Annotated in this window: 10 protein-coding genes and 1 pseudogene; 2 read left to right on the top strand and 9 right to left on the bottom strand. The window is 69.1% G+C overall.

Going from position 1 to position 12,787, the window contains the following annotated elements; translation table 11 throughout:
- Nucleotides 1-33 precede the first annotated feature (33 nt).
- Nucleotides 34-1,041, bottom strand: a complete 1,008-nt coding sequence (locus ACOQPP_RS20155) for an ornithine cyclodeaminase family protein (protein ID WP_419164676.1) — start codon at nucleotides 1,039-1,041, stop codon at nucleotides 34-36.
- Nucleotides 1,042-1,251: 210 nt separating this feature from the next.
- Here ACOQPP_RS20155 and ACOQPP_RS20150 point away from each other — a divergent pair, with 210 nt between their 5' ends.
- Nucleotides 1,252-2,322: an AAA family ATPase gene (locus tag ACOQPP_RS20150; RefSeq protein WP_420637337.1), complete on the top strand. Its 1,071-nt coding sequence runs from the start codon at nucleotides 1,252-1,254 to the stop codon at nucleotides 2,320-2,322.
- 12 nt (nucleotides 2,323-2,334) lie between these two features.
- Nucleotides 2,335-3,027 carry a DUF4276 family protein gene (locus tag ACOQPP_RS20145; RefSeq protein ID WP_420637336.1) on the top strand — a complete coding sequence of 231 codons (693 nt, stop codon included), beginning with the start codon at nucleotides 2,335-2,337 and terminating at the stop codon, nucleotides 3,025-3,027.
- 176 nt (nucleotides 3,028-3,203) lie between these two features.
- On the opposite strand, the gene ACOQPP_RS20140 is transcribed toward ACOQPP_RS20145, so the two are convergent.
- From ACOQPP_RS20140 to ACOQPP_RS20105, 8 genes and pseudogenes are all read right to left on the bottom strand, one after another.
- On the bottom strand, nucleotides 3,204-3,665 hold the full coding sequence (locus ACOQPP_RS20140; protein WP_420637335.1) for a hypothetical protein: 462 nt from the start codon (nucleotides 3,663-3,665) through the stop codon (nucleotides 3,204-3,206).
- Complete coding sequence (locus ACOQPP_RS20135) at nucleotides 3,658-3,948, bottom strand: hypothetical protein (RefSeq protein WP_420637334.1); 291 nt, start codon at nucleotides 3,946-3,948, stop codon at nucleotides 3,658-3,660. The genes ACOQPP_RS20140 and ACOQPP_RS20135 overlap by 8 nt, the downstream gene beginning before the upstream one ends.
- Before the next feature lie 82 nt (nucleotides 3,949-4,030).
- Nucleotides 4,031-5,044 carry a sulfite exporter TauE/SafE family protein gene (locus ACOQPP_RS20130; protein ID WP_420637333.1) on the bottom strand — a complete coding sequence of 338 codons (1,014 nt, stop codon included), beginning with the start codon at nucleotides 5,042-5,044 and terminating at the stop codon, nucleotides 4,031-4,033.
- Between the two features lie 33 nt (nucleotides 5,045-5,077).
- Nucleotides 5,078-8,563, bottom strand: coding sequence for a DUF4175 family protein (locus ACOQPP_RS20125; protein ID WP_420637332.1), 3,486 nt, complete (start codon nucleotides 8,561-8,563; stop codon nucleotides 5,078-5,080).
- Between the two features lie 57 nt (nucleotides 8,564-8,620).
- Nucleotides 8,621-9,754 carry a hypothetical protein gene (locus ACOQPP_RS20120; RefSeq protein ID WP_420637331.1) on the bottom strand — a complete coding sequence of 378 codons (1,134 nt, stop codon included), beginning with the start codon at nucleotides 9,752-9,754 and terminating at the stop codon, nucleotides 8,621-8,623.
- Between the two features lie 388 nt (nucleotides 9,755-10,142).
- A pseudogene (locus tag ACOQPP_RS20115) lies at nucleotides 10,143-10,709 on the bottom strand (BatA domain-containing protein); the annotation flags it as partial.
- A complete protein-coding gene (locus ACOQPP_RS20110) occupies nucleotides 10,706-11,632 on the bottom strand; it encodes a DUF58 domain-containing protein (RefSeq protein ID WP_419164668.1) in 927 nt (308 codons plus the stop codon). The gene ACOQPP_RS20110 and the pseudogene ACOQPP_RS20115, both read right to left, overlap by 4 nt.
- Before the next feature lie 55 nt (nucleotides 11,633-11,687).
- The gene (locus tag ACOQPP_RS20105; RefSeq protein ID WP_419164667.1) at nucleotides 11,688-12,776 is read right to left on the bottom strand and encodes an AAA family ATPase; all 1,089 of its coding nucleotides are present in this window, start codon (nucleotides 12,774-12,776) and stop codon (nucleotides 11,688-11,690) included.
- Nucleotides 12,777-12,787: the final 11 nt, after the last annotated feature.

The following is a 12,787-nucleotide window of genomic DNA, read 5'->3' as shown; positions in this document are numbered from 1 at the left end:
CCCCCGAGCTTCGAGCCCCGGACGTTCATGGCTTCAGAAGGGGACGACGGAGCCGAGGCCGAGCGCTTCGGCCCGGGCGAGGGCGGCCTCCGCGATCGCCACGTCCTGAGCGGCATTCCCCACCGACTCGAAGAGGGTGAAGTCGAAGCCGGCGCGCCCGCCGGCGGCGTCCCCGTTCACGATCTCACCCAGCTCGGCGTGGATCACATCGCGCCCGACAAGCCCTTCCTCCACGGGGATGATGAGGTCGCCGGCCTCTTCCCAGATCGCCTCCCGCTGGTCCACGATGACGCGGGCTCGGGTCACGATCTCGCCCGGGATCTCGCGCGTGTGGGGCTGGAAGGCACCGATGGCGTTGATGTGGGCCCCGGGCTCGAGGAGTTCGGGGGAGAAGACGGGCGTCTCGCTCGTCGTGGCGGTGACGACGAGCTTCGCGCCGTCCAGCGCCTCGGCCGGGGTGGCGGCCGCGCGTATCAGAGGCGGACGCCCACCCCCCGGGGGCACGAGCGCTTCCGCCCGCTTCGTGAACGCCGCCGCCAGCGACTCGGCGCCCTCGGGCGGGACCGAGACGATGCGGATCTCCCTGAGTAGCCGGGTCGCCGCGAGGAGTTCGATGTGCGCTCGCCCCTGCGCGCCAGCGCCGAACACCGCGAGCACATCGGCCCCGGGATCGGCGAGCAACTCCGTGGCGAGGCAGCTTCCGGCCGCCGTCCGGATCTCGGTCAGCGATGTCCCGTCGAGGAGGGCGCGGACCCGTCCCGTCTCCGCGTCGAGGAGGATGACGGCCCCCTGGATCGGCGGCTGGCCCACGGCCGGATTGTCGGGGAATATGGACACGATCTTCGCCCCGAGCTCCCGCGAGGCGCCGAGGAACGCCGGCATGAGGAGCGTGATCCCGCGCGCGCTCTCGACGTGCCCCCGCACGGGGACGACGGCCCGGCCGGCGGACAACTCCCCGAACGCGGCCCGCATCGCGTCCACGGCCGCCGCCGCGTCCACGGCCCGTTCGATGTCGTCTCTCGAGAGAATCCGAATTGTCATGCGCACATCCTGCCTCTAAGGAAGGGCGTTAGCCAGAGGTCATTTGGTAGGCCGGATCTGCTCGGTACTCGGTCGTGTGCCGCTGTCTCGTGCAGATTGGGTAGCAAACCTCCTATCTTGACCGCCAGCAGCCGGGCGATACCGGCCACCCGATTGGATAAGGCGTTGGAGTAGGCCCCAGCGGCCTCTTGAACTCCACCGAGTCAAACCATGTCAGCGATCAGGTCAATCACGATCGAAGGATTCAGGAGTTTCGCTGCTCTGAGGGATCTTCCGCTGAGACCCCTTAATGTTCTGATCGGCGCCAACGGCTCGGGCAAGTCCAACTTCCTCGAGGCGCTCAAACTGATGGAGCTTTGCGTCTTCAGTGGCCCCCGAGTCGACGAATACGTACAGCGCGCCGGCGGGGCGAACCGGCTCCTTCACTTCGGTTCCAAGGTAACCCGGCAGGTCAAGTTCGAAGCCCGATTCGGCGACGACAAAGGGAACTTCAGCATCCTGATGCATCCGGATGCCAAGGACCGACTCTTTCCGCTGATTACGGCAACCGGAACCGACCTGCTCGGCGAGATCGAGTCGAAACCCAGCAAGAAATGGCTCCTCGGCATTCTGCAGGATAGGCTGGCCAATCTGGAGACATTCCATTTTCACGATACCAGCCCGACTTCCCCAATCAAGAAGAACGCCGACCTGCACGACAATCTTCAACTGCGCCACGACGGCTCGAATCTCGCACCGTTCCTGTACCTCCTGCGGGAAAGGTACGCGGGCGCGTACGACATGATTCGGCGGACGGTGCGCTTGGTGGCGCCGTTCTTCGAGGATTTCGTACTCCGGCCCCTCGCGCTGAACGAGGACAAGATCCGACTCGATTGGCGACACACCGGGTCGGATGCATACTTCGACGCTTCGTCACTGTCTGACGGATCGCTTCGGTTCATGGCGTTGGCCACCGCGCTTCTCCAGCCGACATCGCTGCGGCCATCGGTGATGGTCCTTGATGAACCGGAACTCGGACTTCACCCGTACGCCGTAACGCTGCTAGCCTCCATGCTGAAGCAGGCGTCAGTCGACGGGCAGATCATCGTGGCCACGCAGTCACCGGTGCTGCTGGATCACTTCGAACCGGAAGACGTGCTGGTGGCCGATCGGGTTGGCGGCGCGACGACGCTCCGACGACTCGAGGGCGAGAAATTCGGGGGCTGGTTGGAGGACTACAGTCTGGGGCAGCTCTGGGAAAAGAATCAGTTCGGTGGACGACCGTCCCCCCGGGCAGGCTGAAGATCCGAACCAGTGACCCGGCTGATCGTTCATGTCGAGGGTCAGACTGAGGAGCAGTTCGTCAATGAACTGCTCGCGCCTCATCTGTACGATCACGGCTACGCCTCAGTCGGCGCGCGGCTTCTCGGCAACGCTCGCCAGCGTGGTCGGCGTGGCGGAGTCAAATCATGGCAGGTGGTACGGAAAGAGATCACGGATCACCTGAAGGAAGATCACGGATCTCTCGCCGCCACGATGGTGGACTATTACGGACTCCCGCAGAGCGGGCCTGAGGCGTGGCCCGGTCGAGACGCGGCTTCGGGCTTGCCGTATCCCGAGAACGTGGCGCACGTCGAGGAGAAGTTGTTGCGCGACGTCACGAGCGAAATGGGCCACGCGTTCAACCCGTCTCGCTTCATTCCGTTCGTCATGATCCATGAATTCGAGGCGCTCCTGTTCAGCGATTGCCAAGGGTTCGCGGAGGGGATCGGCCAAGAGACTCTGGCTTCGGACTTTCAAGCCATCCGGGATGCCTTCCCGGGCCCGGAGGAGATCGATGACTCCCCGCTGACGGCTCCATCGAAGCGGATCACGAAGCTGGTTCCCGGATACCAGAAGCCGCTGATGGGCGTTCTGGCCGCGTTGGAAATCGGCCTCGAAACGATGCGGTCCGAATGCCCGCACTTCGACGAATGGCTGAAACGGCTCGAGACCGCGCTGCGCTGAACCGCCGCCCGCTCGATCTGCTCTTGCGCTCCGCGATGCGCTCGGAGCGCCGTACGGCGTATTCGACCTCACGTTATGCGAGCCGCGGACAACTCCTCGAACGCGACCCGCATTGGCGTCCACGGCCACGGCGTTGTCCACGGCGATTCGCGCCTGCCCGGAAGCCTCCGCCGCGATCAGGCTCGCCTGGCAAACAGAACAAACGCTGCGAACGCGCGCTTGTCCCGGGGCTTCGAACCCTCAAGCCGCTCGATCGCGTTCTCGCAATCTTCGATGTCTGCCATCACCTCGCCACGGATCAGGCTGGGGGACGGATCATAGTCCGCCCGATGTCGCTTGTCCTGCATCTCGATGAACACATTCGCGAAATCGAGGATCGGCTGCGGAAAGCCGAACTTGTCGACCTGCGCGCATCTCTTCTTACAGCTCCCATGGTCGAGAGCCCGGTACACTTGCCGCCAGGCGGAGTCGCTCCGCTGCGCCCCCGTGGTACCGATGAAGCTGTCCGCACATGTCCGCATCACGCAGTGAAACAGGGCGTAGCAGGCTGCACTAACTGCACAGCGCAGGTCCGCTTGGCGGGGCTTATGGGGCGTGCCGCCCGCCAACTCCTTTGCCGTCCCGATGAGCTCAAGCATTCAGGGTTTCTCGTTCCGGCAGATCATCGCGCGAAACAAACGACATGATCGGAAAACGATCCTCGTCGAGTTTCCTGAGATGAGGTCTGAGATGCCGGACAAAGCCGACCCGGGCGTTCACATCGAGGGGCGCATCCGAACGGAAAACCGCCCTCACGTAGAGAACGCCATCGTCGTCATGGTCAATGCCCTCGCGGATTCGCACGGAGTCGAAGATCACACCGCGGAACTGTTTCTTGAGAACCCTTCGGACGATGCGTTCCAGTTTGTCCAGGTGCGTCACTTTCGGGGCCCTCCCGTGCCTGGTCGCGCGGAGTCAGGTTCGTTGGGTTCCGATGTGGGTGTCCGTCGCCCAAGGTACGGCGTCACCGCCAGTCTGTTCCACGTTCCAGACTCGCCCGCGCGATCAACCAGACCTCAACAGCGTCGTAGTGGGGACGCGGCCGACCGACGCTCACGCCTCGGCCCCGTCGATGCGGGACCGGCGTTCCTGCGCGGCGGAGCGGAGCATGAGGATCGCGGCGTAGAGGACGACCGCCACGACGAGCCAGCGCATGGCGTTCAGGGGGAGCGAGCGGACGATGAACGCGGCGCAGGAGCACCGCAGGCATGTCCGCCGATGGCCAGACCCAGCGCCGCGCGCAGCCCATAGCGGCCCGGCCTTCAGGAACCGCAACGCCGGCCACCGGCATGAGGAAGGCGGAGGCGCCCATCATGATCGGGAAGGCGACGGCCGGGTTCAGCCCCATCATGCTGACGACGATCATGGTTGGGGCATAGATCCCGATGCCGATCGTCATGAAGGCGCCGAGGACGAAGAGGCACGCGGCCGCCAAGGCGAGGCGCCCGCCCGAGAGGCCGGCGGCTTCTCCACCTACGGTCGTGATCTCGAAGATGGCCATGAGGAAGGTGGCGGCGGCGATGAGAAGCGCGACCCCCATCCCGATCTGGATCCGGTATCGAGGCAGGCGCGCAACCACCCCGGCCCCCAGCCAGGCCCCCAGCACGGCGGCCGCGACCAGAACGAAGAGCGTCACCGACTCCACGCTGATGATGGCGATGAAGATGAACGCCTGGACGACGACGGGCGGCGTGTGGCCGATCATCATGGTCCCTGGAATCTCCTCGTCCGGGACCACCTTCTTCAGCTTGAAGAGGGACGTCGTGGGCGCGAAGGAGCCGATGCCGAGCGTGTCGAAGAAATTCGTCACGAAGCCGACCGCCACTTCGAAGAAGTTGGGCGGCCCGCTCCAGCCATCGTTCCCCCGCCCGGCCCGCGTGGCGGCGGCCGCCGCGCGCACCCAGGCGATCAGAAGGGCGGCGGTAAGGACCGCCAGTGCGGAGAACAGGTAGACGCGCGGGTCACTGAAATCGGACACCTGGGTCGGACCTCCTTGCCGGACAGCCGGGGGTCAGCGCGGCGGGCGGTCCTCGGACAGCGCCCGGTAGTAGGCCTCCACGAGTTCGCGATATTCGTCGGGGACATCGTCAGACCCCGAGAGGAAGAAGCGCTCGATCTGTTCGCCGAGGTTGCGCCGCAGGGCGAACTCGAAGTCCTTCAGTCCGCGCAGCACGTCGGCCTGCAGCCGGGCGATTTCCTCCGGATCGTCAAAGTCTCCCATCGTCCGGAGTCGGTCGAGGTCGGCGATCGCCTGCTCGAGGTCGGCGACGTCGACGCCTTCCCGGCGCAGGTCATCGCGCAGGCGGGTCGCGTCCTCGCGCCGCTGGCGGAATTCCCGCTGGAACTGCCGGATATCTTCCGGCGAAAGCCAACGCCCGCCGCCTCCGCCGCCGCCCGGTCCGGGCGCGAAGCCCTGGCCGCCGCGCGGGCCGAGTTCGCCGGGCTGGCCTGCGCCGCCTTGCTGGCCCTGGCCACCCTGCCCCTGCTGGCCCTGCTGGCCCTCGCCCTGCCCCTGTTCGCCGCCCTCGGCTGACTCGCCCTCGGCGCGCTGCTGCAGGCGCTCCTGCAGCGACTCCAGGCCCCGCACCAGGTCGCGCGTCTCGTCGAGTTGCCGCCCGAGGCGGCGCGGGTCCGACTCGCTCAGCGCGTCGCGCGCGGCCGCGACCCGGGTGCGCATGTTCTCCGCGTCCCGCGTGATCTGCTCCTCGAAGTTCCGCACGTAGTCTTCGGACTGCGTGCCGAGGACCCCCCGCGAGAAGTTCAGCTTGTCCCGCAGCCGGCTCTCGCGGATCTCCGCCGCCGCCTCCCCGAGACGGCGTGACGCTTCCCGCTGCTCCTGCCGGGCCTCGCGGGCGAGGCGGTCGAGGTCCTGCTCGAGCTGGTCCACCTCCTGGGCGAGGTCGGCCTTCCGCTCGCGGAGCCCGGCGATACGGTCGGGGTCCCGCGTCGTCGGATCCTCATTCACGTCGCTCTGGAGTTCGCGCTGGCGCTCGACGATGCGCTCGGCGCGCCGCGCGGCGTCCTCGACCTCCCGCTCCACGGCGGCGACCTGGCGGTTCTCCAGCAGGCGCCGCGCCTCGCGCAGACGATCGAGCGCGTTCGACGACTCGGCCTGCCCCTGTCCCTGGCGCCCCTGCGCCTGCGCCCGCCGCATCTCGTCCGCGGCCTGCTGAAGCCGGCGTGCCGACTCCTCGATGTCGGCCCGGTCATCTTCGCGAGCCAGACGCTGGAGTTGCCGGGCCAGTTCCTCCGTCTCCTGAATCATCTGCTGCTGCTGGCCCTGGCCTCCGCTCGCCGCTCCGCGGGGCTGCGCCGCCGCCCGCTCGTTCATCTGCTGCTGGCGCCGGGCGAGTTCCTCCAGCTTCTGGAGCGCCTCGTCAACCTCCTGGTCCTGCTGCTGCCGCTGGCCCCGCTGGACCGTCTCGTACTGGTTCCGGAGCCGGTCGAGCTCCAGCTCGAACAGGTCGGCGAGTTCCTCGGCCGCGGCCATGCCGCCGCCTCCGCCACCGCCGCCGCCGCCGCCCTGCTGCACCTGGACGTCGCGGAAGGCGGCCTCGGCCCGCTGCAGGTGCTGCAGCGACCGCTGTTCGGGCGGCAGCGCATCCCGGAGCCGACGCTCCCCCAGCCTCGTCTCGGCCTCCCGCATCTCGGCGGGCGCGAGGGGGAGTTCGCGGAACACGATCTCGAACGACGGATCCGCCGCCACGCCCCGCTGCCGCATCTGCACGATGAGTTCCTCGACCTGCTGTCGCAGGCGGCCCTGCAGGAGCGTGAGGGTGGCGAGGTTCTCCGACATCTCGGCTTCGTCGAAGTCCTCCTCATCGCGCATGAGGCGGAAGGTCGCCGCGACGATCTGCTTCTGCTGCTCGGACAACTCGCCCTGCATGCCCGCGCCGCCGCCGCCGCCACCGCCCCCTCCGCCGCCTCCCTGCTCCGCCTGGCTGTAGTTCTGGTCGAAGGGCCGGATCTCGACGAAGTAGATGTCCGAACTCTCCTCGCCTCGACGACCGGAGCCGCTGCCGGAGCCGCCGCCGGCCCTGAGGTCCGTGGCGCGCGCGTAGTAGGAGAGGACATCGCCCGGCTCGAGATCCAGTTCCTCGAGGAAGAACGTGTGCCCGCCGGAGACCTGCGTCGTCCCGCCGCGCGACGTCCCGTGCAGGACCCGCGACGCCTCCTCGCCTCCGTTCACCGAATAGAGGAGTTCGACCCGCCCGAGCCCGAAGTCGTCCTCGGCCTCGACCTCGACGTACAGTTCCTCGATCGGCGACAGGCGCGTATCGCGCCCGGGTTCGGCGATCCGGATCCCCGGCGGCTGGTCGTCCAGCGGCTCGACGAGATAGTCGGGGGAGCCGACGACGAAACGCCCGCCCGGACCCGTGAACTCGACCCGGTAGAAGGTCTCCTCGGTGACGGTGAAGCTCGTCTCGAACGCCCCATCCACGAGTTCGAGCGCCGTGCCCTCGCCCTCCTCCCGGTCGTCGAAGGCGAGCCGCGCCCCCTCGGTGGCCATCGTCGGCGTCACCCGGAGCCGGACCTCCGTCCCCCGGAGCACCGCGATGTCCCCGCCGTCCTCGACCGTCCGCGGGCTGAGCCCCGTGTAGACGGGGAAGCGGTACTCGAGGTCGATCCGGTCCACGTAGGGAAGGTCGGCCACGTCGATCCTGAACACCGGCGAGCGCACGCCCTCCGAGGACACGGTGTAGTCGGCCGGCTCATCCAGGTCGAAGAGGAGGATCTCGAACGAGGCGCCCTCCGCGGCCGGGGTCATGAAGTAGCGTTCCCACACCTCCGACTCGCCCCGGCGGACGGCGACCTCCACTTCGTCCGTCTCGAAGCCCTGGGGGAAGGCGCGCACCAGCTGGTCGGAGCCGCGCGCGATGAGCGCGTCGCCCGGCTCCACGGTGATGGCGTAGGGGTTGGCGGCGTCCGCGGTCCGCCACGGACTGAGGAGGAGCGAGCCCGCCGTCCCCTGGAAGGCGGGGCCGAAGAGAGCAACGAGGAGCACGGCGGAGGCGACGCCCGCGAACCAGGCGGTCGAGCGCCGCAGCCCGGCGCGCTCCACGCGGCGGCCGCGCTCGATGCGCCGGGCGCGCTTCACGGCGACCTCCAGCAGACGCGCGTCGAGGCCGGAGCGGCCTTCGGGCGATCCGGCCCGCTCGACGGCCGCGAGGAACGCCGCCTTCAGCGATGGTTCGTGTTCCTCGAGGTAGAGCGCGACCTGCGCGTCCGAGACGCGGCGGAAGAGCGGCCGCACCACGAACCACCCGAGGAGACCGATGGCGGCCGCCCACAGGACGAGGCGGAAGACGAGAACCGCCGTGTCCTCGAAGCGGAGCCGGTCGATGCCCCAGGTCGCGGCGAAGAAGACGGCGAAGCCGACGCCGAGCGTCAGCGCGATGCCCTGAATGAGCTGCCGCGCGCGCCAGCGCCGCCTCACGGCGGCCACGACGTCGAGCAGCTGCCGCTCGGAGTTTCTCGTCCTCGCCCATCCCTGCATCGTCATCCTCCTTGACGACCTCCGCCCCCCTCGCGCGGAGACCATGTCCAAGTTCCGCTACGCGCTCGTCAGCGCCGATGCCGGACGCCGCCGCGTCCACAGGTTCGCCAGCACGCTCTCCACGCCGAGCACCAGCGCGGCGAGCGCCAGGAGCAGCCACCAGAGTTCGGCGCGCCGAGGGACCTCTTCCCCGTCGACCGTCGCCCCGTCCTCTCCCGTCGCCCCCGCCGGCGGTGCGCCCGCGACGGCCTCGGCCACGCGCTCCGTCGCCACCGGCGCCAGATCAGATTCGGCAATCCGTGGGTTGACCGCCACGGTCACGGCTCGCGCCGCGTCGTCCCTCGCCTCGACCCGGTAGAATCCCGTCTCCGGAAAATCGATCCAGGTCGGGCCTTCCGCGATCTCCAACTGATGCCGGTCCCCGGCCGGATCGACGAGCACCCACTCGCCCTCTCCGCCGGCGAGGCCCTCGTCCCCGGCCCCGACCAGCGACCCCAGTTCGAGCACGCCCCCAGCCGCGATCCAGCGCTCCGGCTCCCGGTATCCCGTCGCGTGCAGCGCGAGCCGGTGCACGAAGGGCAGGAAGACCGGCTGGAGCGCGAGGTCGTTCCAGAAGCGGTCGAGGGTCGAGGTCCACACGAGCACCCGTCCCTCTCCGACGTGGTGTTCGAGCAGCGCCGGCTCCCCGCTGTCGAAGCGGGCCAGCACCGCCGTTCCCTCGGCGGGCTCGACCTGCCAGAAGCGTACGAAGCGCGCGCCCGAGAAGTCGCCGCTGCGGGGAGCCGAGAACAGCTCGAACACGGGGTGGTCGTAGTCGAGCCACGAGAGCCGGCGGCCTTCGCCGACGTCGACGAGCGGCCCGGGCTCGGCGCCGAGCAGGCCCTGTCCGGCGGCGGACCAGCGGTCCATCTGCGCGCCCGGTCCGAGCACGATCAGCAGGCCGCCGCCCGCGCTCACCCAGTCGCGCAGCCGTCCGGCCCGCCCCGCGTCGGCGAGATCGCCGTCGTTGAGGACCACGAAGTCGATCGACGACAGCCCCGCGGCGTCGATGCCGCTGGCGGGCGCCCGCGAAGCCTCGATGCGCGGCGCCTCCCCGATCCCCAGGGCGCGCTCGAGGAAGAGGCTCGGGTCCTCCGGCCCCCGGTTCGTCCCCAGGATGAGCGTCCTGAGCCCCGCCTCCGATGCCGCCACGAAGCGGAACACATCGTCGATCTGCCAGCCCGTCCCCGGGGATCGTGAGGCGCGCGCGGCTCCGCCCCTCGGGGAGCGCGAGGTCCTCGAACACGATCGTCCCGGTCCCGCGCGGCGGCATGTCCACCGGGAGTGTGGCCACCGTCCGCCCCGCGATCTCGAGCGACACCGGGAGCGCGTCGACGGACGCTTCGCCCATGTTGGCGAGCCGGGCCACGAGTCGGACGCGCCCCGCGTCCGTCGTCCGCAACGCCGCTTCCGCCAGCGCCACGTTCGCCGCCGCGGTCCCCTCCGCAGCGCCCGCCACGCTCGCCGTCCGCAGCGACACCCCGTCCGGGAGCCGCATCCGCCCGCCGTCCTCCCACCCCGTGCGCTGGAAGTCGGAGATGAGCGCGACCTCGCGGACCCGTCCCTCCGGCTCGGAGAGGATGCGCCCCGCGAGCTGGAGCCCCGCCTCGATCCGCGTCCCCAGATCCGTGGGCGACAGCCCCTCGAGCGCGACCCGGGCCGCCTCCAGGTCGAGCGTCAGCGAGAGCCGCTCCCGGGCCTGTTCGTCGAAGCTCGCCACCGCGACCCGGTCCCCTTCCCCCAGCCCGTCGAGGAAGGCGCGGGCGGAGTCGAGCGCGGCCTCCCAGCGGTCCTCGAAGCCGAGGCTCGCCGACACATCGAGGAGGAGCACCACGTCGCGCGCCGAGCCCCCCTCCACCCCTTCCGTGGTGTCGAGGAAGGGCCGCGCGAAGGCCAGCGCGAGCAGAACGATCGCGGCGCAGCGCAGCGCGAACAGCAGCGGGTGGCGGATCCTGCGCCGGTTCATCGACTTGAAGGGCAGCTTGCGCAGGAACATGAGCGAGGGGAACACCGTCACCCGGCTCCGCTGCCGGTGCGTCAAATGGATGATGATCGGCACGGAAAGGAGCCCGAGTCCGGCGAGGAACCACGGCGTCAGGAGACTCATCGTTCCTTCCCCTTGAGGCGCCGCGCCCGGTACGACAGGTAGCGGAAGAGCACCGCGTCGAGCGGCACCGACGTCACCGCCAGTTCGTGGTCGATCCCGCGCTCGATCATCAGCTTCGAGAGTTCGCCCACGTGCCCCTCGACCAGCGAGAGGTACTCCGTCCGCATGTCATCCGGCATCACCGGGATCCGCTCGCCCGTCTCCAGGTCCTCGAACGACCTCGCGGCCTCGAACGGGAAGTCGACCTCGGCCGGGTCCAGGATCTGGAACACGATCACGTCCTGCCCCTTGCTCCGGAGTGCCCCCACCGAGTCGAGCACCGTCTTCGGCTCGGCGTAGAGGTCGGAGATGAGGACGACGATCCCCTTTCGGGTGAGGCTCTCGGCCACCTGGATGAGCGGCCGCGTCAGGTCGCCCGCCGTCTCCGCGCCGATGCGGTCGAGCGCGGCGAGGATCAGGCGCCGGTGCCGGACGGAGGGGGGGATGTACTCGCGCAGCTTGTCGTCGAACACGGCGGCGCCCACCCGGTCCCGCTGGCTCGCGGAGAGGTAGGCCAGACAGGCCGCCACGTAGCGCGCGTAGTCGAGCTTCGTGATCCCGCGCGAGCCGTAGTCCATGGAACGGGAGGCGTCGATCGCGAAGAAGACGTTCGCGTTCGTCTCCGCCTCGTATTCCTTGATGTAGTGGCGGTCGGTGCGTCCGTAGACCTTCCAGTCGATCTTGCGGATGTCGTCGCCGGGCAGGTACTGGCGGTGCGCCGCGAAGTCGAGCGACAGCCCGAGGAAAGGCGACCCGTGCGCCCCGGCGATGAACCCCTCCACGACGTAGCGCGCCACCAGTTCGAGGTTGCCGATCCGGGTCAGCACCGTCGGATCGAGGAACTGCGTCCCCGGAACCGTCCTCGAGGCGATCCGCGCGCGCATGGGCTAGCCGGCGCTCCCGCTCACGTCCACGACCCCGTCACGTCGCCGGCCCGGATCACATCCCCGACTTCGGCGGGGTCACGTCGTCCAGGAGACGTTCGACGAGGTCGTCCGTGGAGACGCGTTCGGACTCCGCGTGGAAGTTCGTCAGCACGCGGTGGCGGAACACGGGGGCGCAGAGCGCGCGCACGTCGTCGAACGAGACGTTCACCTCGCCGCGCAGCAGCGCCCGCGCCTTCCCGCCGAGCACCAGGTACTGGGCGGCGCGCACGCTCCCCCCGTAGGCGATGTACTGTTTCACGTAGTCCGGGGCGTCGTCGCGGCCGGGCCGGGTCCGCCGCGCCAGTTGCACCGCGTAGCGGGCCACCGGCTCCGAGATCGGCACCTTCCGCACCAGGTGCTGGAAAGCCGCGATCTCCTCGGCCGACAGCACCGGCCGGGGCGGCTCGCCCGCGACCGTCGTCGTGCGCCGGATCACCTCCAACTCCTCCTCCTCGGGCAGGTAGCCGATGTTGATCTGGAACATGAAGCGGTCGAGCTGGGCTTCGGGCAGCGGGTACGTCCCCTCCAGTTCGATCGGGTTCTGCGTGGCGAGGACGAAGAAGGGGGACGGGAGGTCGTACCTCCGCCCCTGGATCGTCACCTGCTTCTCCTCCATCGCCTCGAGGAGGGCGGACTGCGTCTTGGGCGGCGTGCGGTTGATCTCGTCGGCCAGCACGATGTGCGCGAACAGCGGCCCTTTCATGAACACGAGGTGCCGCCGGCCGGTTTCCGGGTCCTCCTGGATGATGTCGGTCCCGGTGATGTCCGACGGCATGAGGTCGGGCGTGAACTGGATCCGGTTGAAGCTCAGGTGCAGCACGTCGGAGAGCGTCTGGATGAGGAGCGTCTTCGCGAGTCCCGGGACGCCCACGATCAGGCTGTTGCCCCCGGCGAAGAGCGCGATCAGGACCTGCTCGACGACGTCGTCCTGCCCGATGATGACCTTCTTCATCTCCTGGCGGACGGCCTCGGCGCTCTGCTGCAGGCGGTCGGCCATCTCGCCGTCGTCCGGGGCACTCTCCGGAGCGCTGTCCGGCGTCCGGTCCGGCGTCCGGTCCTGGTCCTGGTCCGGCGTGTCGATCCAGCGGGGGTCGGCTTCCATGCCGGCTCCTT

The organism is Candidatus Palauibacter sp. (assembly GCF_965222475.1).
Taxonomy (GTDB): Bacteria; Gemmatimonadota; Gemmatimonadetes; order Palauibacterales; family Palauibacteraceae; genus Palauibacter.
Note: the sequence above shows the minus strand (reverse complement) of the source record. Positions and strands in the feature narration are given on the sequence as shown.